Below are 21,671 nucleotides of genomic sequence, written 5' to 3'. Positions count from 1 at the left end.
AATTATCGCAAGCAATGATCCCGATCGGACCGCCATTTGACCCATCTGGGGGGCACGATGCAACCAAGTCATTCCGGACCTGGCGCCCATGCACCATGCCGGAATGACATGTCGGTGATGAGTATTACTCCACCCCCGCCATCAGCGCCGCATTGCCGCCCGCGGCGGCGGTGTTGATGGTGATCGTCTGCTCGGTGGCGAAGCGCGCGAGGTAATGCGGGCCGCCGGCCTTGGGGCCGGTGCCGGACAGGCCGCTGCCGCCGAACGGCTGCACGCCGACCACCGCGCCGATCATGTTGCGGTTGACATAGATATTGCCGACCTGGAGGCGGTCGATCACGTGCTCGATCGTGTCGTCGATGCGGGAATGGATGCCGAGCGTCAGCCCGAACCCGGTCGCCTCGATCGCACTCAGCACCTCGCCGAGCTTGTCGGCGCGGTAGCGCACCACATGCAGGATCGGGCCGAACACCTCTTCCTTCAATTGCCCGGCCGCCGACAGTTCGAAGATGTGCGGCGCGACGAAATTGCCTGATGGCGCCTCGCCGGCGAGATGCACGCGCGCCTCCTGCTTCATTTGCGCGATATGCGCATCGAGCCGCTGCTTGGCGTCGGCATCGATCACCGGTCCGATATGCGTCGACGGTTCGGAGGGATCGCCGATCTTCAATTCGCGCGCGGCGCCCGCGATCATCTCGATCATGCGGTCGGCGACGTCGTCCTGCACGAACAGCAGCCGCAGCGCCGAGCAGCGCTGGCCGGCGGAGCGGAACGCCGAGGTCACGACGTCATCCGCGACCTGCTCGGGCAGCGCGGTGGCGTCGACGATCATGGCATTGATGCCGCCGGTTTCGGCGATCAGCGGCACGATCGGGCCGTCCTTGGCGGCGAGCGTGCGGTTGATCGACCGCGCGACCTCCGTCGAGCCGGTGAAGACGACCCCGGCGATGGTGGGATGCGCCACCAGCGCGGCGCCGACCGCGCCGTCGCCCTGGATCAGATGCAGCGCCGATGGCGGCACGCCGGCCTGATGCAGCATGGCAACGGCTTCGGCTGCGATGCGCGGCGTCTGCTCGGCCGGCTTTGCGATCACCGCATTGCCCGCCATCAATGCCGCCGTCACCTGGCCGAGGAAGATCGCGAGCGGGAAATTCCACGGCGAGATCGCGACGAACGCGCCGCGGCCGTACAGCTCCAGCACATTGCTTTCGCCGGTCGGGCCCGGCATCGTCTCGCCTTCGCCGAACAGCTTTTGCCCCAGCGCGGCATAGTAGCGGCAGAAGTCGATCGCCTCGCGCACTTCCGATACCGCATCATCGAGCGTCTTGCCGCCCTCGCTTTGCAGCAGAGCGAGGAAGTGGGCGCGGCGCTGCTCGAGCAGCTCCGCGGCCTTGTCCAGGATCGCCGCACGCTTTATGGCCGGCGTGGCGTTCCAGGCCTTGAAGCCGCGGCGCGCCGCGGCAACGGCGGCATTCGCCTGCTCGGTGGTTGATGGCGTGACGGAAGGCGAAGCCTTCCGTTCGGCCGCGATCGCCGACGTCAGCGCGCCGAGCGCCTTGCGTTCGCCGAATTCGATGCCGTGCGAGTTCTCGCGCTGCGGCCAATAAAGCTCGGCCGGCAACGGAATCGCGGAGTGCGACGCCTTGTCGTCGGTGCCGACGATCTCGGCCGGGCGGCGCAGCAGGTCCACGATGGACACGCGATTGTCGGCGGCCAGCGCCACGAAGGACGAGTTGGCGCCGTTCTCGAGCAGCCGCCGCACCAGATAGGCGAGCAGGTCGCGGTGGCTGCCGACCGGCGCATAGGTGCGGTGGGCGATCTCGGGCCTGTCCTCGCCGAGCTGGGCGTAGAGCGCTTCGCCCATGCCGTGCAGCCGCTGGAATTCGAAGCTTGAGGGATCGTCGGCGAGTTCGAGGATGGTTGCGACCGTCAGCGCGTTGTGGGTGGCGAATTGCGGAAACAGCCGAGGCCGCAGCGCCAGCAGCTTGCGCGCGCAGGCGACGTAGTTCAGGTCGGTCATCGCCTTGCGGGTGAACACCGGATAGCCATCGAGCCCGCGCTCCTGCGCGCGCTTGATCTCGGTGTCCCAATAGGCGCCCTTGACCAGGCGCACCATCATCCTGCGATCCAGCGCGCGCGTCAGCGCATCGACATAGTCGATGACGTCGGCGGCGCGCTTCTGATAGGCCTGGATCGCGAGGCCAAAGCCGCTCCAGCCGGCGAGCGAAGGGTCGGCGAATGCGGCGGCGATGACGTCGAGCGACAGCTCCAGCCGGTCGGCCTCCTCGGCATCGACGGTGAAGTTGAGGTCGAACGCCTTGGCGCGGCGCGCGAGATCGACCAGTTGCGGCACCAGCTCGGTCATCACCCGCGCGTGGCTCACCGCCTCGAAGCGTGGATGCAGCGCGGAGAGTTTCACCGAGATGCCGGGCCGGTCGGGCAGGGGCTGATCGCCGGCCGCCTTGCCGATCGCCTCGATCGCGCGGGCGTAGGATTCGAAATAGCGATGGGCATCGTCGGCGGTGCGCGCACCCTCGCCGAGCATGTCGAACGAATAGCGCGAGCCGCGCGCCGTGTGCGATTGCGCGCGCGACAGCGCCGCCTCGATGGTCTCGCCGAGCACGAAATGGCTGCCCATCAGCCGCATCGCCTGCCGTGTCGCGGCGCGCACCGCCGGCGCACCGAGTCGCTTCGTCAGCCGCCCGATCGTGCCCTGCGGCGTCTCGCCGGGCTGGATCACGCGCGCCGACATGCCGAGCGCCCAGGCCGAGGCGTTGACCAGGAACGCGCTCGATCTGGTCTCGTGGTTGACGAAGTCGCCCTGACCGAGCTTGTCCTCGATGAACTGGTCGGCGGTACGCGCGTCCGGCACCCGCAGCAGCGCCTCCGCCAGCACCATCAGCGCCAGCCCTTCCTTGGTCGACAGCGCGAACTCCCGCAACATGTCCTCGACCCCGCCGAGCGGATCGTCATTGGCCCGGATCGCCTCGATCAGGCGCGTCGCGGTGCGGTCGATCCGTGCCTCCGCCTCCGCGCCGAGCGTCGCGTCCTGGCGCAGGCGGGCGGCGATGGCGCTGTCGTCTGGCGCATACGGCGCGCTGAACGGGGGCGGGAGCGGCAACGGGTCTGGCATGGCGGTTCCTTGAGATTGTGTGGGAACACGTACGCGCTAGCGAACCGTAGTTCGATAGACAAATTAGCAGATTTGCCTTAGAAAATCAGGATCAATTCGAGAATTACCATAGATATGACAGAAATCGACAAGACTGACCGCAAAATCCTCTCGATCCTGCAAGGGGATGGCCGGATTGCCAATGTGGAGTTGGCGGAAAGGATCGGCCTGTCGCCGACCTCGGTCGGCGAACGGTTGAAGCGGCTGCAGCGCGACGGCTTCGTCGAGGGCTATGGCGCCCGGCTCAATCCGCACCGGCTCGGGCTTGGCCTGCTGGTGTTTGTCGAGGTGCTGCTCGACAAGACCACGCCCGATGTATTCGAGAAGTTCGCCAGGGCGGTCCAGACCGCGCCGGAAGTGCTCGAGTGTCACATGGTGGCCGGCGGCTTCGACTATCTGGTCAAGGCGCGGGTCGCCAACATGACCGCCTATCGCAGGTTTCTCGGCGAGACCCTGCTGGCGCTGCCGGGCGTGCGGGAAACGCGAACCTACGCGGTGATGGAGGAAGTCAAGCGCGACGCGCCGCTGCCGGTCTGATCCACAGCCATGCGCCGGATGTCTTGGCATCGCGACACGCCCGCGATAATCCTTTGGTCGAGTTGGGGCGGTGGTTCATGAAAGACGCTGATCAGCCGATACGAATGAAGCGGGCCGGATTTGCCGGCGCGCTTGCTGTGCTCATGCTGTCGTTGCCGTCGGCCATGCCGGCCCGCGCGGCCGAGCTCAGCTCCGGCATCCTGCAGCTCTACACCTCGGTCTCGATCTATCCGCCGTCGGCGACGGGGATGACCGTCTGTTACGGCTTCGTCTGCCGGCGTCGCGAGATGCTCGACTTCAGCGCAGCCGACCGGGCGGCTCTGGCCAAGATCATGGCCACGGGCCGCGCCAATGCCGCCGCCGAACGCGCGGCCGTGCAAAAGGCCGTGATCTGGTTCGACCGGCGCATGGGGCCGATCCTCGGCACCGACAAGCGCGTGGCGAAAGCGGATTTCCGCGCCAACGACGACAAACACAATTATGATTGCTGGGACACGACGCGGAACACGACCAGCCTGATGCTGGTGATGCAGGCGTGGAACCTGTTCAGGTTTCATGACGTTGGGGATCCCCACTACCGCGGATTTTCGTTGGTGCAAACGCCGCACAACACCGCCGTTCTCGTCGAGCGCGCGACCAAGGTGGAATGGGCGGTCGATCTCTGGCCCCGCGGCTATCTGCAACCGCCTGATGTCATGACCGTCGCCAAATGGGTGACGGAAGATTGAACGGCTGAGCGTCGCAGCTGCGCGTTCCGCGCTGTTCCATCCTCATTGATCGCAGGGATAGCGTTCCGCGCGACGCTGGGAACCGAATGCCAGGATTCGAACAATAGCTTCGCACGATATGGTTCCAAAAAATACGTTCAGGGCCGATCACCATAAGAACCAAGTGACGCGTTAACACCGGCAGCATTCGGTCAACCCGAGGCTACCATATGCGTTCACGTTCGATCTGCATTGATGCCGCCACCCGCGGCGTTCGTTTCCCACAGCTGCTGGCGCTTGCGCTGCTACTTTGGCCCGTGCTCGCCGGTCCGGCCCGCGCGGGCGATGTCGAGGATTGCAGCGGGCCGCCGACGGACAAGGCCGAGGCGGCGTGCTCGGGCATCATCAACGATACCGCACGCTCCACGGAGGACCGCACCAAGGCCTTCACCGGCCGCTCGCGATTTGGCATCGCGCGCGGCAAGATCGATCAGGCCCTCAGCGATGCCGATGCAGCGGTGCAGCTGAATGGACAATTCGTGCCGGCGCTGATCGCGCGCGGCTATGTCCAGCAACGCAAGGGCAGCTTGGATCAGGCCCGCGCCGATTTCGATCGCGCGATCGAGCTCGAGCCGAAGAACCCGTTCGGCTTCCTGGCGCGCGGCAATCTGCGCGCCGACCAGCACGCCTGGAGCGATGCGATCTCGGATTACGACCAGGCGATCACGTTGCGGCAGGATCTTCCCGCTGCCCGTGTCGGGCGCGCGCGGGCCTATGTCGAAACCGGACAGCCCGATGCGGCGGTGGCCGACGCCAACACCGCGATTGCCGTCAACGCCGGCACGCCGAATGCATTCTACTGGCGGGGTCAGGCCCATCGCCGCAAGGGCGACATGGATAAAGCGATCGAGGATTTCTCGCGTGCGATCGCGCAGGCGCCGCAGGCCGAGCGCAACGCCTATTTCGCCCGTGCCCAGCTCTACAGCGCCAAGGGTGACTATGCCCGCGCGATTGCCGACTTCGACCGGTTGTTGGCGGTGCTTCCCGACAACAAGGAGATACAGCAGCAGCGCCAGCAGGCGGTCACGATGCAGGCCGAACTCGCCAAGGCAGCAGGCGGCGCCGCGCCGCCGCAGGCCGCACCGGCTCCAGGCGCGCCGCCGGCGCGGCCAGCCGGGCCGGCGGCGGGTAACCAGCAGGTCGAGCAGGCCAAGCAGCTCGTCGCACAGGGCAACTACGCGGGCGCCGTTGCCAATCTCACCCAGGTGCTGGGCGGCGATCCCCGCAACGAGGCTGCGCTGCGCCTGCGTGCACTGGCCTATTCAAAGCTCGGCCGGTCGGCGGACGCGCGCAACGATCTAAATGCCCTGCTCAAGGTCAAGCCGGACGATCCGCAGCTGCTGGCGGCCCGCGCGCTCAATGCCGCCGGCACGCGGCAGTTCGATCAAGCGATGGCCGACGCCGGCCGTGACATCACGCTCGATCAGAACAATTCGTTGGCTTATCTGGCGCGTGGCCTCGTCAAGGCCGGCACCGGCAAGGTGCAGGACGCGCTCGCCGACTACGATCATTCGATCTCGCTCAATCCCAAGGAGACGCTCGCTTTCACCGAACGTGGGCTCGCCCATATCGGCCTCAATCAGCTCGACAAGGCGCTGCTGGATTTCGATCAGGCCCTGGCGCTGGTGCCGACCAATCTGATCGCCAAATCGTGGCGCGGCCTCGCGTTGATGCTCAAGGGCCGCGCAGATGAGGGACTGGTCGATATCGACGCTGTGCTGGAGCGAAGCCCGAACAATCCGACGGCACAGCTCGGCCGCGGGCTCGCGATGCTGACTTCCTCCCAGTACGACCGCGCCATCGCCGCCTTCGACCAGATCATCACGCGGGCGCCCAACGATGCCTTCCCGCATGTGCTGCGCGCCCGGGCCTATCTCGGGCTGAAGAAGCCGGACAACGCGATGAAGGATCTCAACTTCATCCTCTCTGCGCGGCCCGATTATCAGCCGGCGCTGACATTGCGCGGCATCACCTGGTCGGCGTTGCGCAACTACGACAAGGCGGTCGAGGATCTCGACCGGGCGATCGCGCAGAAGGAGACGGTTGAGGGCCTGTTCGCCCGCGCCAAGGCGCATGAGGCGCTCAACCATGTCGACAAGGCGACCGAGGACTTCCGCAAGGCCACGCAGCTCACCCCGTCAAGCGTGTTCGACGTGCTGGCGCAGGCCGAGTCGAAGCGCAAGGTTCAGCAGCTGTCGAAGCGGGTGCCGTGCGGCAACGGCCAGAGCGGCACGTGCCTGTGATGCTGCAATGCGCAGCCGCGCGCTTCCCGGCGCAAAAGGCAGTCGTCGGCGCGCGAGCGGTGGCCGCCGAAATAGTTCAACGCCATATAGTTCAACGCCATGGCGCGCGGGCATCGTGCCCGCCCCGCCGAACGTCACGTTGTCTGGTGTGTGGATCGGCCCCCACTCCCGGATGGCGTCCGAGAGTGCGCCGCCGGATCTGGCGCTGTGACGCTAGACCTTGAGATTTTCGGCTGACGTCTTGCCGCGATTTGCAATCTCTTCGTATTCAACCGACTGACCTTCGTTGAGGGTCTGAAGGCCAGCCTTCTGAACTGCTGAAATATGAACGAAAATGTCCTTGCCGCCCGATGCGGGCTGGATGAATCCATAACCCTTGGTCGGGTTGAACCACTTCACTGTACCTTTGGGCATTCCAGTCGTCTCCGCGGAATCAATCGAAAACAGACCAGTCGGTCCCCGCAAAAACCGGCTTGTCCGCAACGACAGGATAGCAGTTTGAAAAAAGCTGGGTAGATCAAACGACGGTGTGTTTTTGACCGGAAACAACCCGCTTTGCGGGGGTTTTACGCCGGATTGCCCGTTTCGTGGTCAATTGATGCGCTGCAAAAACGGATCGGTTCCGGTGTACCGAACTGGATCGATCGTCCCGCGCGCTGCCTTTTCGGCCGGCGCGCGGGGATCGACCGGCGGCGTCTCAATAGGTCGCGGAGAGGTATTCGACGATCTTGCCGACGTCGGCTTCGTCGATCGGCGCACCGTAGACCTTGATCATCTTGGTCACCTCGGCTTGCCAAAAATCCTTCTTGAACTTCTCGCCCTGCGGTTGGTTCTTGATGTAGTCGGCCGAGTGGCAGGCGGTGCAGTTGTTTTGCACCACCTCGAGGTTGGGACCTGGCTTGAAGGCCGCGGTTTCCTCGGGGACCGTGTAGTTCACGGGCGCGGCGATGGCGGCGCCGATCGACAGCGCGGCGATCGCGGCGAGGGATGGAAGCAGCTTGCTGGTCATGATGCTTCTCCTCACGCTGCGGTGACGCGCACGGTTTCGACGACGTTGCGCAGATAGCCGGCCGGATTCCACAACGGATCCATCGGCTGGGTGTCGCCGGCATTGTTGGTGGCGCGCACCTTCAGCTCTGCGGGACCGGCCGCGAGCTTCACCGGCAACTTCCATTCGCGGAAGGCGTATTTGCCGAGGTCCTTGCCGAGCTTGGCCGGCGTCCAGCTCTTGCCGCCGTCGGTCGAGACCATCACCTCCTTGATGCCTTTACCGCCGTCGAAGGCAATGCCGCGCAGCATGGTGCGGCCGGCCTTCAGCTTGGCGCCGTCGGCAACGCTGGTGATGAACGAGCGCACCGTGAAGCGATTGATCGGGATCGTCGCCTTCGGTGCGGTGCCGGGCTCGACCGCATTGTTCGGCGTATCCGGTATCCGGTAGGCGGACTTCATCCAGAAGCCCTCGAACACGTTGTCGATCACGGTGATCTCGTTGAGGTGCTTCACCCAATAGGTGCCGTAATAGCCGGGCACCACGAGGCGGAGCGGGAAGCCGTTGAGGAAGGGCAGGTCCTCGCCGTTCATGCCCCAGGCCAGCATCACCTCGCCGTCGCGTGCGTGGTCGATGTCGAGTGCCTTGACGAAATCCGGCGTCTTGTCGCTGACCGGACCATCCATGCCGTTGAAGGTGACCTGCTTGGCTCCGGCCTGCGCGCCGGCCATGTCGAGCACGGTCTTCAGCGGCACGCCGTGCCAGCGCGCGCAGCCCATCGCGCCGTTGCCGAGCTGGCCGCCGGCGACGCGCGGACTGAAGAAGCCGCGGCTGTTGCCGGAGCACTGGTTGACGGCAACGATATCGGTCGCCTTCAGCTTCCTGATGTCCTTCAGCGACAGCTTCAGCGGCTTGTCGACCTTGCCCTTGACCTCCAGCGTGAACTTGTCCGGATCGAGATTGTAGGGGAGGTCTGCCAGATGATAGCGCACGAAGAACGCATTGTTCGGCGTGATCGGGCCGTCGTTGAAGACCGCAAACGGCGTTTCCAGCTGCGGCGGGCGGGCGGTCAGGCCGATCATCGGGCGCTTTTGCGGGTAGCGCACCAGCGGGCGCTCGCCATTGCCAAAGGGCAGCGTCACGGTGTCGAGGGCGAATGCACCCCTTGATCCCAGCCCCGTCACCAAAGCGGCCAATCCGGCGCGCTTCATCAAGTCTCGTCGATCGAGCATTCCGCTTCCTCCGAAGCCGTTCTGTCGTGAGCCGGTCATCACCAGGCCCAGATTGCCTTGCGCGCCTTCGCATCGCGGAATGCGCGCTGTCCAAATGTCGCACCGGGGAACGGCAAGTCAATTGAGCTTTCGCAGCGTTGCGTCGCAACAACGAAAAGCCCCGGTCGCGTGGACGAACGGGGCGTTTCCATCCAAGTAGAACGTTCGATCAGTAGCAGACGTTCACGGTGCGATAGCGATAGCCATAGGGCGTCAGCACCAGGCGGGTGGCGTAGCAGCCGGAGTCGACGAAGCCGACGGCAATGCCCGGGCCACCCCAGAAGTGATGGTGATGCGGATGCCAGAAGAACGGCTTGGCGGAAGCTGCGGTCGGCGCCAGCGCGGCGGCGCCGAGGGTTGCGGCAGTGGCGAGAGCGAGCGTGACTTTGCGAAACATGGTCTTCTCCTTCAGGTGCGCGTTGAGCTCTGTCGCGGCGCGGTTGCAGTGTTACCCATCGCCAGTCAGTCGCATCCGGCACCGGGCACGTTCGAGCATCTCTGCTGAACGCACCGGCGGGTGTGCGGCAGGTCACATTGGGCTGAAGCGGAGATGAACCGGTCAGGCCGCGACGGCACGCCGGTCGTCGACCAGCGTCGACAGGAGCTGCGTCTTTTCGACCGTGCGCACGGTCATCGGCTCGTTGCGGCCGCGGATCGCGACCTCCTGCGCCGGCAGGGCATCGTCGGCCAGCCCGGCGGTGATGCGCACCTCGTCCGAGATGATCGCCTCGCAGGCCAGCGCCTTGGTCATGTCCTGCAGCCGTGCCGCGACGTTGACGGCATCGCCGAGCGCCGTGAACACCATGTGGTCGCGATAGCCGATATCGCCGACGATCACCTCGCCGCCATGGATGCCGATGCCGAAGCGGATCGGCTCGCGCAGATCGTGGCTCAGGAATTGATTCAGCTCGTCGATATGGGTTGCGATCAGCGCCGCCGCGCGCAACGCCTGGCGGCAGGCCACCTGCCGGTCGGTGGCAAGCCCGAACAGCGCCAGCATGCCGTCGCCGATGAACTGGTTGGGCCGCCCGCCGGCCTCCAGCACCGCCTGCGACACCGCGCCGAGGAAGCGGTTGACGATGAACACGGTGTCGAACGGCAGCCGCTTCTCGGCAAGCTGCGTCGAGCCGCGCATGTCGACGAACATGCTGACCAGATAGCGCTCCTGGCCGACCCGTGCCGGATTGGCGGCGTGCGCGTTGGCCGATGTCGTGCTCGGCAGGAACAGCTGGAAGAAATTCAGGTCGGCGGTCGGCCGCAACTGGCAGGCCAGCCGGATCGACGGATCGTCATTGCCGACCCGGTGCAGCACGAAGGCTTCGCGCGGCGAGGGCTCGGGCAATCCGGCGTGGTCGCCGATGATACGGATGCGGCAGGTCGAGCAGCGTGCGCGGCCGCCGCAGACGCTCGCATGCGGCACGTTGTAGCGCAGGCTTGCTTCCAGCACGCTCAATCCCTTCGGTACCCGCAGCGTGCGGCCGTTGCCGTAGGACAGCGCGATCATGCCGCCGCGGCGCTCCAGCAGGGCCCGCGCGCCGCGCGCCAGCAGCACGAGGCCGAGCAGGCCGAGATAGCCGATGGTCAGGCCGTCGGTGATCTTCTCGAGCGTGCTCCCCTGCGCCGCCGTGCCGAGCTTCTGCACCGAGAGCTCCTCGCGCCGCCAGTCGGGGTCTTGATAATCCGCGACCGTGGCGCGGCCGCCCTGGTAGATGCCGAGCATCGCCAGGGTCGGGATCAGCACGGCTCCGGCGAGCAGGAACGGCGCGGCGCGCTTGAAGAACGGACGCAGCCGCAGCCAGAAATACAGGCCGATGCAGCCATGCACCCAGGCGATCACCAGCACCGCCAGCATCTGCCACAGCCGGTTCGGCGAGGCGATGAAGAAGGTGTACAGCTCCTGGGGGTAGAGCTTCTCGTGCCCGTACAGGGTCTGGCCGAGCCGTACGCCGACGACGTGGGCGACGATCAGCATCGGGATGCTGAGGCCGAGCGTCAGCTGCAGCGGCTCGATCGCCTTCCAGTGGAACTCGCGGCGCTGATAGAGTGCCCAGATGCCGAGCCCGGTATGCACCAGGCAGGCGCTGTAGAACACGATCGCGACCGGCAGGAACTGCCAGAACTCGGTGTGGTAGTAGACCCCGATCGCCAGCGCCTGCGTCGAGATATTGCCGAGCGCGTGGTTGAGGAAATGGCTGGTCAGGTAGGCGAACATGATCGCCCCCGTGACGATGCGGACCTGCCGCAGGCCGATACCGCGGGCCATGTCCTGCAAGTGCTCGCGCGAGGGGGAGGCCATGTGATTCATGATCGGCAAGTCTAGTGGTTAATTCCCGCGCTGAACACCACCGCGGGTCCGGACCAGCCGTGAGAGCGGGCCGCGCGGCACGTTGACACTCCGTTAAGAGTCGAACAAAAAGCGCGCCGTGACGATAGCCCAAGCCGAACCTGGAGCCGATAACAACAGCGTTAAGCCGGCCCGTTCGCGCGCGCCGGACTGGCGGGGCGTCATCGCCGTGATCGTTGCCATGACCGCGATGCGGTTGGTCTACGCCCATGCGCTCGATCTGCGCACCGACGAGGCCTATTACTGGACCTGGTCGAAGGAAAACGTGCTGTCGTTCCTCGACCATCCCCCGATGGTCGCCTGGTTCATCCGCTTCGGCACCGCGATCCTCGGCGACACCAATCTCGGCGTCCGCCTCGGCGGCATCGTCGCGATGCCGGCCACCCAGCTCCTGCTCGCCGACATCGTCCGCCGCGTGACGGCCAACAACGTCCGCGCCGTGATGCTGGCGCTGCTGCTGCCGGAGGCGGCGCTGTATTACGGCCTCTTGATGGCAAAGGTCGCGCCGGATACGGCGCTGATCCCGTTTTCGGTGGCGATGCTGTGGTCGCTGGTGCGGCTTGCGCAAAGCGGTGACGGGCGCTGGTGGCTCGCCGCGGGGCTGTTTGCCGGGCTGGCGCTGCTGTCGAAATTCACCGCGATCATGTTCGCGCCGGCGGTGCTCGCCTTTGCGCTGGTGCCGGATTGGCGCTGGCGCTGGCTGCGCAGCCCGTATCCGTATCTTGCCGCGCTGATCGCGATCGTTGTGTTCTCGCCGGTGCTGATCTGGAATGCCGAGCACGACTGGGCCTCGTTCCGCTTCCAGGCGGTGCGCGCCACCGCCGAGCGCGCCTTCACGCTGCGCACCGTCGGCGAATTCGTCGGCATGCAGTTCGGCCTGGTCGGCTTCGTGCTGCTGCCGGTGACGCTGTTCGGCACCGCGCTGACGGCATGGCGCGGCTATCGCAAGCGCGAGCCGGTTGCGATCCTGCTGGCGACCGCGGTCTTGGCGCCGTCCATCTACTTCCTCTGGAAGTCCTTGACGCTGCGGGTCGGCGACACCTGGCCGATGTTTTTGTGGCCAGCCGGATTTGCGGCGGTCGCGATCAACGTCACGCGGATGCCGTTCGAGGGCTGGTCGGTCGGGCTCGTCAAATCGACGGTGTATTGGGCGCGGACCGCGATCACATCAGGCATCGTGTTCGTCGTCTGCGTCTTCCTCTACTACATGTTCGCGCCGTGGAATCTGATCGGCCGCACCGATCCGATCGGCACCGAGGCGGGCTACGATGTGGTGGCTGCGCGCACGCTGGCGCAGGTTGAGGCGACCGGCGCGACCTGGGTCGCGACCACGGATTATCGCACCTATGCGATGCTGCGCTGGTTGCTGCGCGGGAAGGTGACGGTCATCGAAATCAACGAACGCGGCCGCTTCCAGGGCTTTGCCGATCCCGGCATGAGCAAGATCCGCGATCACGCCGGCATTTATGTCGGGCGCGAGCCCGAGAACAATCTGCCGCTGTGGAGCGAGACATCAGCGGTGCGCCAGCCGCTGGAGCGCGTGACGCGCAGCTGGCGCGGCATGGTGATGGACACCTATGCGCTGGAGAAGATCAGCGGCTGGACCCCCGATCTGTCGCCGCCGCCGGACACCACCTTCTTCCGCTGGCGCGTGCTGGCCTCCTCCTTCTCCCCGCTTGCGGGGACGAGACGATCAGAGCTCGCTCTGCGAAGGTCGGGATGAGGGGGAGTCTCCACGGGGACGGCGAGAGTTGGTCTCGCGGAGACTCCCCCTCACCCGAAATTTGCGCTTCGCGAAAATTCCGGCCTCTCCCCGCAAGCGGGGCGAGGCAAGCACCTCATTCCTCTTCCTCGCGCTTGCGGATCAGGTCTTTCGCGAGATCGGTCAGCGCCGGGCGCGGCAGGGCGTTGAAGGGAAGCGGGCGGGTGACATCGATCGCGGCGAGGCCGAGCCGGGCGGTCAACAGGCCGTTGAGCATGCCTTCGCCGAGGCGTTGTGACAGTTTTGCAGCGATGCCGTGACCGAGCATCTGCTGGATCAGGCTGTCGCTGGCCGCCATGCCGCCGGTGATCGCGAGATGCGCGATGACGTGGCGCAGCAGGCGGATCATGCCGAGCGCGCCGGGCCGGCCGCCATAGAGCCGCGCCAGCTGCCGGATCATCCGCAAGCTCGCCACGAACACGAACAGCACGTCGAACAGCGCGCGCGGGCTGACCGCGGTGACGACCGAGACGCGCTGCGCGGCGGTCGATACGAGCCGTCGCGCTTCCTCATCGAGCGGTGTCATCAGCTCGCGCTCGGCGAGGCGGATCATGTCGGCGCCGTCGATGATGTCGTCGGTGTGGCTCTGCAGCGCGCTGCGGGCGCGAGCGAGCTGCGGGGTCTGGTGCGCGAGCTTGAGCAAATCGGCAACGATCGCGCGGCTCGCTGCCCGGTCGTCGCTGATCAGCACCTCGGCGGCGCGCAGATGCAGCTTCTCGATCGTCGCAAGCCTTGCCAGGCCGACGAGCTCGCGCGTGGTCACGACGGCGAGCGCAACCGCGGCGATGACGGCGAGTCCCAGCCCGAGGACGCCGAGGCCTTCATTGCGTGCGAACAGGTCCTCGACCAGGTTGAGGACGCCAAGCCCGGTGCCGAGCACCACGAGGCCCGCGACCGCGCTCCAGAACAGCGTGCCCCAGCGGAAGCCGCGGCGCGCCGGCACCAGCGGCGTATCGACCGGGACCGGGAGCTGCGCGGGCTCGGCCTCGGGCACGATCTGGATCGTGCCGCGGGTGAGGCGGCTGCCGTCATCCGGATCCATCACGACCACGCCGGGATCGTCGAGCTTGAACGTCGCCGGCCGCCGCGGGGGCGTCTTCTCGTTCATTGCAGTTTGTCTCCGATCAGGAACTGGAGGGCGCGGTCAAGGCGGATGTGAGGCAGCACCGGCTCTGCATCGCCGTTTCGTTCCAGCTTTGGCGGACGGAAGCGCAGGAAGCGGTAGTCTACGGCCTCGGTGTCCGAGCTTGAGAGGCCGCGGAAACCGCCGTTGAACAGCTCCTCCGGATTATCGGGCAGGTCGCCCGGAAAGGTCGCAACTTCCGTCTCGCCGTCGAGCCGCTCGCCATTGGCGACCTCGCCCGGCGCCGGCGTGCCGAGGATCGACGGCAGCCGGTCGCGCCCGCGCTGGACCTGCGCCTCGCGCGTGGCGCGCACCGCGGCGAGCGCGACGACGTCGATATCGGCGCCGGCATATTCGGCGCGCTCGGCGGCCTTGGCCACGATCCGCCGCAGCACGGCCTCCAGCCGGTCGTGGCTCTGGTGGTGCAGATGGTCGGCCTTGGTGGCCGCGAACAGGATGCGGTCGATGCGCGGCCGGAACAGCGCGCTCAGGATCGTGCTGCGGCCGATCCGGAAGCAGTCGAGAATGCCGGCGAGTGCGGCCTCGAGATCGTGCAGCGCCTCGGGGCCGGCATTGAATGCGGCGAGCGCATCGGCCAGCACGATCTGGCGGTCGAGCCGCGCGAAATGGTCGCGGAAGAACGGCCGCACCACGACGTCCTTGTAGGCTTCAAAGCGCCGCCGCATCATCGCCCATAGCGAGCCGTCACCCGCGCGGCCGCCTGCGGGCACGTCGAGCGGCGCAAAGGTGAGTGCCGGCGTGTCGGCGAGATTGCCGGGCATCAGGAAGCGGCCGGGCGGCAACAGGCTCATCGCGAAGCGCTCGTCGCGGCAGGCGCGCAGATAGTCGGTGAACAGGCGTGCTTCGGTGAGCGCGGCCTGCTCGTCCTCTTTGGCTTCGGGCTTCAGCGTCGCGAGATGCGCGTGCCAGGACGCCGCGAGTTTTGCGCGCAGCGGCTCGCGCGACAGCGCAAGGCTCTCCGCCGACCATTGCTCGTAGCTCTTGTTGAGCAGCGGCAGGTCGAGCAGCCACTCGCCGGGATAGTCGACGATATCGAGGGTCAGCGTGCGGTCCGCGCCATTTTGCCGCTGATACTCGATCACGAGACGGAGCTCGGAGATGTCGGTGGTCGAGCTCGGCCAGCGTCGCTCCTCGACCAATGTCCGGACATGGTTCTCATAGGCGAAGCGCGGCACCGCATCGTCGGGCTGCGGGGCGAGATAGGCGCGCGCGATCCGCCCCGAGGCATAGGCCTCGAACACCGGGAAGCGGCCGCCGCGGGTCAGGCCGTGCACCAGCGCGGTGATGAACACGGTCTTGCCGGCGCGCGACAGGCCGGTGACGCCGAGCCGCACCGTCGGGTTGAAGAAGCCCTCGCCATAGTCGAGCAGCGCCCGCGCCGAGAGACGGGCTTCCTCGACGATATCAGTGAAGCTGGGGGCCATGGAGGGTTAACGAAAACCCGGCAGGAGGGACCAAAAGGGGCGGGCGATCACCCGCAAGGTGGCGATTATCGGGCCAAAATCAAGCTTCACATTTCCGGCGCCTTTGCAGGCGAGGGGTTGTCGGGGGGCAGGGGAATTGAACGCGTCAGACCACCCGCGCTACCCATCGTCCATCGGCCCACGGGAAAGCCTGCATGACGGTCTTCCGCCTGAAGCAACTTGCCTCGACCTCGATCCACGCGGCCGGCGCCGCGCTGTGGAACTACGACCGTGCCGAGCTGATCGCCGACGGCGTCGTCCATCTCGTCGGCGTCGCTTTCGGGCTGGTCGCCGCCACCGCGCTGATCGTGCTGACCGCGGTCTATGCCGGCCCGTTCGACATCGCCGTGGTGTCGGTCTATGTCGCCGGCCTGCTCGCGATGCTGGTGTTGTCGGCGACCTATAATCTGTGGCCGGTGTCGCGCGCCAAATGGGTGCTGCGGCGCTTCGATCATTCCGCGATCTATCTGCTGATCGCCGCGACTTACACGCCGTTCATCGTGGAACTGAAGGACAGCACCTTCGCGATCGCGCTGCTGGTCGGGGTGTGGTGCGTGGCGATCGTCGGGATCTGGCTCAAGCTGCGCTATCCCGGCCGCTTCGACCGACTCTCGATCGGGCTTTATCTCGCGATGGGCTGGAGCGGCATCATGCTCTACGACCGCGTCGTGAAGGCACTGCCGGCGATGGCGCTCGGCTTCGTGCTGGCCGGCGGCATCCTCTACAGCCTGGGCGTGATCTTCCACTCCTGGCGGCGGCTGCGCTTCCAGAACGCGATCTGGCACTGCTTCGTGCTGCTCGGGGCCGCCTGCCACTACACGGCCGTGTTCGACGTCGTGTTGGCGAGCTGAGCGGTCCGCCAGCGTTACGCACAGGGCCGGGCCGGCCTCGCGAAAAGATCATGCATCGGCAAAAGATGGGATATCATGATCCCTCTGTTTGAACATGAGACCGGCTCTCCGGATCATGCGCTGAAATCAAGATATCGGGAGGATGGCCATGCAGGTGGCAGGTAAGGTTGTGGTGGTCACCGGCGGTGGCAATGGCATCGGCAAGGCGCTGTGCGAGGCGTTCCATGCCGCGGGCGCATCGAAGGTCGTGGTCGTCGACCTCGATCATGGCGCGGCCGAGAAGGTCGCGGCCACGGTCGGTGGTGCCGCCTTCAAATGCGACGTCGGGCAGGAGAAGAACATCCTGCATGTGATCGACGAGACCGAGCGCATGTTCGGCCCGATCGCGCTGTTCTGCTCCAATGCCGGCATCGGCGGCGGCTTCGATCCGCTGTCGGTGAACGCCGGCGGCACCTCGGACGAGCCGTGGTCGCGGAGCTGGGCGATCCATGTGATGGCGCATGTCTATGCCGCGCGGCATCTGGTGCCGCGCATGAAGACGCGCGGCGGCGGCTATTTCCTCAACACGATCTCGGCCGCGGGCCTCTTGTCGCAGGTCGGCAGCCCGGCCTATTCGACCACCAAGCACGCCGCGGTCGGCTTTGCGGAAAACCTCGCGATCTCGCACCGCGCCGACAACATCAAGGTCTCGATCCTCTGCCCGCAGGGCGTCGACACCAACATGCTGCGCTCGATCCCGAAGGGCCCGCAATCCGGCGACGGCGATCTTTCCGCCGAGCAGGTGGCGCAGGATGCACTCAAGGGCATCGAGCAGGAGACCTTCCTGATCCTGCCGCATCCGCAGGTGCTCGGCTACATGCGCAAGAAGACCGAGAATTACGACCGCTGGATCGGCGGCATGGCCAAGATCCAGGCCAAGATGCGGGAAGCGCACGGGAAGTGAGACCTGTAGCCCGGATGGTGCGAAACGTAATCCGGGTCGAACGTGCGCGCGTGAATCCCGGATTTCGCTGCGCTTCATCCGAGCTACGATATCGGCCGCGCAACTGAGGCGCCTCACTCCTTTGCGATCTGTGCGATCCTGTCGCGCAGATAGGCATCCATCAAATCGGGTGCCGAGGCGCCGAACATCCTGATGCGGCCGGTGTGCAATAGCAGCAGGAGGCCGGTCGCATGCGCGAAGCAGTCCACCATCACCGTGTTCGCCTTCGACCTGGAGGCGCCGAGCGCCTCTGCGGCTTCGGCGATCGGATGCAGCGCCGCCTCCAGCGCGGCGTTCAGCGCGTGATCGCGGTCATGGCCGAGCCCGGCCGGCTTCATGCCGCCGCGGAACAAGTAGAAGCCGAGATCGAGGTCGCGCGGGTTCTCCGCGTAATAGCGGAAGAAGCCCATGCCTGCTGCGTGCAGCTTCTGCTTGGCGCCGCGCGTCGTCGCGACCGCCGCACTGACGGCTTCGCCGAGCGAGGCCAGCGATTGCCGCAGCACCTCGGCGTAGATCGCCTCCTTGGAATCGAAATGGAAATACAGCGCCGCCGGCGTGTAGCCGGCCCGCGTCGCGATCGCACGCAGGCTCGCGCCCTCGAGGCCTTCCTCCGCGAACACGCTGCGCGCCGCGTCGAGGATCAGCTCCCGCTTGTGGCGGCTGACCGCTTCCTTCCTGCTCTCGCGCATCTGCATGGCCCGGCAAATCCGTTCTTGACTCAATTCTAACAGCGTTAGATAATTTAACAGTGTTAGAATAAATGAGCAAGGGAGAAGCGCCATGCTGATGACGGCTGCGGACTACCGGGAATCCCTGCGCCGCTACAAACCGCGTGTGTTCATCAACGGCGCGGCCGTTGCGAGCGTCGCGGACGAGCCGTTGCTGGCGCCCGGCGTGGCAGGCGTCGGCGTGACCTATGATTTCGCGCTACAGCCCGAGCATGTGCCGATCATGACGGCGCGGCAGGGTACCTCGGGCAAGACCGTCAACCGCATGCTCCACATCGATCGGAGCTCGCAGGACCTGCTCGACAAGCTCGAGGCGGTGCGGCTGGTGTGCAGGACGTCGGGCTGCGCGCAGCGCTACCTGACCCATGATGCGCTGAACGGTCTCTTTCAGGCGACCAGGCTGACCGACGATCGCCACGGCACCGATTACAGCCAGCGCTTCCTCAACTATCTGCACGAGGTTCAGGACCAGGATCTGACGCTCGGCATCGCCATGACCGATGCGAAGGGCGACCGCTCCAAGCGTCCCGGCCTGCAGGCCAATGCGGACGTCTACGTCCATATCAAGGAGCGCCGGCCCGACGGCATCGTGATCCGCGGCACCAAGGCGATCGTGACCGGCGCGCCTTACATGCACGAATTCCTTGTCATGCCGTGCCGCACCCATGTGCCTGTCGACAAGGATTTTGCCGTCTGTTGCGCCGTGCCGGTCGATGCGCCCGGCGTCACCATCGTCGCGCGTCCGGCCGGCCGGCCCGGCGATGCCGCGGCGAAATTCTCGGCGAAGTACGGTCAGTCGGTCGGCGTCGTGATGTTCGACGACGTGTTCGTGCCGCATGACCGCGTGTTCCTCGCCGGCGAGACCGAGGAGGGCGGCTTCCTCACCACCTCCTACGCGACGCATCACCGGCATTCCTGCATCGGCGCCCGCGCCGGCTTCGGCGATCTCCTTATCGGCGCCGGCGCGCTGATGATCGAGGCCAACGGGCTCGATGCCGAGAAGCATGCGCATATCCGCGAGGCGATGGTCGAGCTGATCACCATCACCGAGAGTTTCTATGCCTGCGGCGTCGCCTCCTCGGTCTACTGCACGAAGGATCCGGCGGGCTCGGTGATGCCGGATGCGGTGTTCTCCAACATCGGCAAGCTGCTGCTGGCGACCAAGATCTACGACATGCACCGCGTCGCGCATTACGTCTCCGGCGGGCTGATCGTCGCGCTGCCGGGTCCCGACGAGGATCACAATCCGGAAACGCGCGCCTCGCTTGCCGCTGTCATGGGCGGACGTCCCGATATCCCGGCCGAGCAGCGCGCCGAGGTGGCGCGGCTGATCGAGGACCTCACCGTCTCGCACGAAGCCGGCTGGTATTCAGTGATCTCGTTGCACGGCGGCGGCTCGCCGGAGGCGATGAAGCGCGAGATCTGGCGCAACTATCCGGTGATGGAGAAGGCCGAGCTGGTCGAGAATTTGCTCGGCCGCGACCTCGTCGACCAGGGACAACGGGTGTCGAAGCAGCCCGGACGCTGCTGCGCCTCCGGCTGCGAGGTGCCGACGCCGTCAGCGGCGCCCATGCTCGGCGATCCAATGCCCTCGTAATAAGGTTGCGAATATATGTCCAGTCGTCATTGCGAGGAGCGGCAGCGACGAAGCAATCCATATCTCCACTTGCCGAAAGATGGATTGCTTCGCTTCGCTCGCAATGACGTGGCGAGATTGCCGCTCAGCTCTTCTGCGTGTAGAGCAGCGGCACCGCGGAATCGACCATCACCTCGATCAGGCTGGTGCCTTGATGCGACAGCGCGCGCTGGTAGGCGCCGGCGAGCTCGGCTGATTTCGTCACCCGCACGGCGTCGCAGCCCAGGCCTTCGGCGAGCTTGACGAAATCGATGCCGGGCAGATCGAGGCCCGGCACGTTGCGCACCTGCATCACCTGGCTGAACGAGCGCATCGCGCCGTAGCCGGAATTGTTCAGCACGACGACCGTCAGCGGCAGCTTGCGCTGCGCCGATGTCCACAGCGCCTGGATCGAATACATCGCCGAGCCGTCGCCGATCAGGCAAACCGTGCGTCCCTGACGTCGACCGAGCGCCATGCCGACCGCTGCCGGCAGGCTGTAGCCGAGGCCGCCGCTCGCCATGGTGTAGAAGCTGTCCTGGCCGTGCATCGGCATCGCCTTCTGCATCAGCGGGCGATGCGACGGTATTTCCTCGACCAGCGCATCATACGGCCCCATCGCGGCCGAGAGCGCATGCAGCGCGTATTCGGCAGGGATCGGGTCGCCGGCGGCCGGAGCCGGCGGCAGGACACGGCCAGTCGGCGCGGTGCGTTTCGTCTCAAGCAGCATCTCGAGCAGCGCTGTCAGCGCGGGCTTCATGGTCGCGACGATGCTGTGGCCGGTCGGCGTCATCGCGGCGGCGTCCGGATCGTCGGTGATCTGGAAGATCGTGGTCGAACCGTCGAAGATCGCGGCATGGCCCTCGACATGGAAGGTGAAGACCGGCGCGCCGACCACGACGACGAGATCGTGATCGCGCAGCGCATCGGAGAGCTGGCCCGGCGCGGCATGCAGGAAGCCGGCAAACTGCGGATGCCGTTCGGGGAACGAGCAGCGCGCCGAGAACGGGCTGGCCCAGACCGAGGCTTTTGATTTCTCGGCGACCTTCACCATGAGATCGACTGCCTCGGCCCGATCGACGGCCGGGCCGACGACGAGGGCAGGGCGCTTGGCCTCGCCGAGCGCGGCCCCCAATGCCTGCATCGCCGACAGGTCGGGGCCGATCTCGCGGCTGACTTGGCGCGCGTCGAGCGGCTGCGTCGCATGCGCCCAGTCGTCGATCGGCACCGAGACGAAGGTCGGCCCGCAGGGCGGCTGCATCGCGACATAATAGGCGCGCGCGATCGCGGCAGGCACGTCCTCGGCGCGCGCCGGCTCGACCGCGAATTTCACGTAAGGCCGCGGGAATTCCGAGGCCCGCTCGGCATAGAGGAAGGCCTGCAGCGGCATGATCGAGCGCGCCTGCTGGCCCGCGGTGATCACCAGCGGGGTCTGGTTGCGATAGGCGTTGTAGATGTTGCCGAGCGCGTTGCCGACGCCGGCCGCCGAATGCAGATTGACGAAACCGGCATTGCGCGTCGCCAGCGCGTAGCCGTCGGCCATGCCGACGACGGATGCCTCCTGCAGGCCGAGCACGTAGTCGATGTCGTCGGGCCAGTCGCTCAGGAACGGCAGCTCGGTCGAGCCGGGATTGCCGAACACCTTCTTGATGCCCCATGCGCGAAGCAGGCCGAAGGTGGCATCCTTGACGGTGACAGTCTTGCCTTTGCTGGCGGCGGGTTTGCGCGAGGACATCGGGCGGCTCCCATTTCTGTCTTGTTACGTTCCGTCATTGCGGGCGGCAAAAGCGGAAAGGCAATCCAC

At 66.2% G+C, this 21,671-nt stretch carries 17 protein-coding genes; 7 read left to right on the top strand and 10 right to left on the bottom strand.

Annotated features, from left to right (window positions below):
- Window positions 1-124: 124 nt before the first annotated feature.
- Complete coding sequence (gene putA, locus ACVMDN_RS27785; RefSeq protein WP_076830721.1) at window positions 125-3,133, bottom strand: bifunctional proline dehydrogenase/L-glutamate gamma-semialdehyde dehydrogenase PutA; 3,009 nt, start codon at window positions 3,131-3,133, stop codon at window positions 125-127.
- 114 nt (window positions 3,134-3,247) lie between these two features.
- Between putA and ACVMDN_RS27780 the strand changes: the two genes are divergently transcribed.
- The 3 genes from ACVMDN_RS27780 to ACVMDN_RS27770 all read left to right on the top strand — a co-directional run bounded on the left by ACVMDN_RS27780 (window position 3,248) and on the right by ACVMDN_RS27770 (window position 6,719).
- Complete coding sequence (locus ACVMDN_RS27780) at window positions 3,248-3,709, top strand: Lrp/AsnC ligand binding domain-containing protein (protein WP_038386239.1); 462 nt, start codon at window positions 3,248-3,250, stop codon at window positions 3,707-3,709.
- Between the two features lie 104 nt (window positions 3,710-3,813).
- Entirely contained in the window at window positions 3,814-4,437 is a 624-nt protein-coding gene (locus tag ACVMDN_RS27775) for a hypothetical protein (RefSeq protein ID WP_057019267.1), read from the top strand.
- A 209-nt stretch (window positions 4,438-4,646) separates the two neighbouring features.
- A complete protein-coding gene (locus ACVMDN_RS27770; protein WP_456834828.1) occupies window positions 4,647-6,719 on the top strand; it encodes a tetratricopeptide repeat protein in 2,073 nt (690 codons plus the stop codon).
- Between the two features lie 213 nt (window positions 6,720-6,932).
- On the opposite strand, the gene ACVMDN_RS27765 is transcribed toward ACVMDN_RS27770, so the two are convergent.
- The 5 genes from ACVMDN_RS27765 to ACVMDN_RS27745 all read right to left on the bottom strand — a co-directional run bounded on the left by ACVMDN_RS27765 (window position 6,933) and on the right by ACVMDN_RS27745 (window position 11,283).
- Window positions 6,933-7,133, bottom strand: coding sequence for a cold-shock protein (locus ACVMDN_RS27765; RefSeq protein ID WP_057019268.1), 201 nt, complete (start codon window positions 7,131-7,133; stop codon window positions 6,933-6,935).
- 283 nt (window positions 7,134-7,416) lie between these two features.
- Window positions 7,417-7,728, bottom strand: coding sequence for a SorB family sulfite dehydrogenase c-type cytochrome subunit (gene sorB / locus ACVMDN_RS27760; RefSeq protein ID WP_076830727.1), 312 nt, complete (start codon window positions 7,726-7,728; stop codon window positions 7,417-7,419).
- Window positions 7,729-7,739: 11 nt separating this feature from the next.
- Window positions 7,740-8,939: a SorA family sulfite dehydrogenase catalytic subunit gene (sorA, locus tag ACVMDN_RS27755; RefSeq protein WP_076830794.1), complete on the bottom strand. Its 1,200-nt coding sequence runs from the start codon at window positions 8,937-8,939 to the stop codon at window positions 7,740-7,742.
- A 208-nt stretch (window positions 8,940-9,147) separates the two neighbouring features.
- Entirely contained in the window at window positions 9,148-9,375 is a 228-nt protein-coding gene (locus ACVMDN_RS27750; protein WP_028342505.1) for a hypothetical protein, read from the bottom strand.
- A gap of 162 nt (window positions 9,376-9,537) precedes the next feature.
- Complete coding sequence (locus ACVMDN_RS27745) at window positions 9,538-11,283, bottom strand: adenylate/guanylate cyclase domain-containing protein (protein WP_371852162.1); 1,746 nt, start codon at window positions 11,281-11,283, stop codon at window positions 9,538-9,540.
- A gap of 220 nt (window positions 11,284-11,503) precedes the next feature.
- Here ACVMDN_RS27745 and ACVMDN_RS27740 point away from each other — a divergent pair, with 220 nt between their 5' ends.
- Window positions 11,504-13,045 (top strand): glycosyltransferase family 39 protein, encoded by a 1,542-nt coding sequence (locus ACVMDN_RS27740; protein WP_076830730.1) that lies wholly within the window; start codon window positions 11,504-11,506, stop codon window positions 13,043-13,045.
- Window positions 13,046-13,160: 115 nt separating this feature from the next.
- Here ACVMDN_RS27740 and ACVMDN_RS27735 read toward each other — a convergent pair whose 3' ends face one another.
- Entirely contained in the window at window positions 13,161-14,192 is a 1,032-nt protein-coding gene (locus tag ACVMDN_RS27735) for a YcjF family protein (protein WP_057019271.1), read from the bottom strand.
- Window positions 14,189-15,652 carry a YcjX family GTP-binding protein gene (locus ACVMDN_RS27730; protein WP_076830732.1) on the bottom strand — a complete coding sequence of 488 codons (1,464 nt, stop codon included), beginning with the start codon at window positions 15,650-15,652 and terminating at the stop codon, window positions 14,189-14,191. The genes ACVMDN_RS27735 and ACVMDN_RS27730 overlap by 4 nt, the downstream gene beginning before the upstream one ends.
- Window positions 15,653-15,846: 194 nt before the next feature.
- Between ACVMDN_RS27730 and trhA the strand changes: the two genes are divergently transcribed.
- Window positions 15,847-16,542, top strand: coding sequence for a PAQR family membrane homeostasis protein TrhA (gene trhA / locus ACVMDN_RS27725; protein ID WP_057019273.1), 696 nt, complete (start codon window positions 15,847-15,849; stop codon window positions 16,540-16,542).
- 148 nt (window positions 16,543-16,690) lie between these two features.
- The gene (locus tag ACVMDN_RS27720) at window positions 16,691-17,485 is read left to right on the top strand and encodes an SDR family oxidoreductase (protein WP_076830800.1); all 795 of its coding nucleotides are present in this window, start codon (window positions 16,691-16,693) and stop codon (window positions 17,483-17,485) included.
- A gap of 113 nt (window positions 17,486-17,598) precedes the next feature.
- On the opposite strand, the gene ACVMDN_RS27715 is transcribed toward ACVMDN_RS27720, so the two are convergent.
- The gene (locus ACVMDN_RS27715; RefSeq protein WP_229190944.1) at window positions 17,599-18,213 is read right to left on the bottom strand and encodes a TetR/AcrR family transcriptional regulator; all 615 of its coding nucleotides are present in this window, start codon (window positions 18,211-18,213) and stop codon (window positions 17,599-17,601) included.
- 91 nt (window positions 18,214-18,304) lie between these two features.
- Here ACVMDN_RS27715 and ACVMDN_RS27710 point away from each other — a divergent pair, with 91 nt between their 5' ends.
- Window positions 18,305-19,849: a 4-hydroxyphenylacetate 3-hydroxylase family protein gene (locus ACVMDN_RS27710; protein ID WP_057019275.1), complete on the top strand. Its 1,545-nt coding sequence runs from the start codon at window positions 18,305-18,307 to the stop codon at window positions 19,847-19,849.
- Between the two features lie 124 nt (window positions 19,850-19,973).
- Here the strand turns inward: ACVMDN_RS27710 and mdlC are convergent, their stop codons facing one another.
- Window positions 19,974-21,602 (bottom strand): benzoylformate decarboxylase, encoded by a 1,629-nt coding sequence (gene mdlC / locus ACVMDN_RS27705; RefSeq protein ID WP_076830735.1) that lies wholly within the window; start codon window positions 21,600-21,602, stop codon window positions 19,974-19,976.
- Window positions 21,603-21,671 lie beyond the last annotated feature (69 nt).

This window comes from Bradyrhizobium sp. USDA 4510, assembly GCF_054059095.1.
This window is presented reverse-complemented; position numbering and strand designations above follow the sequence as displayed.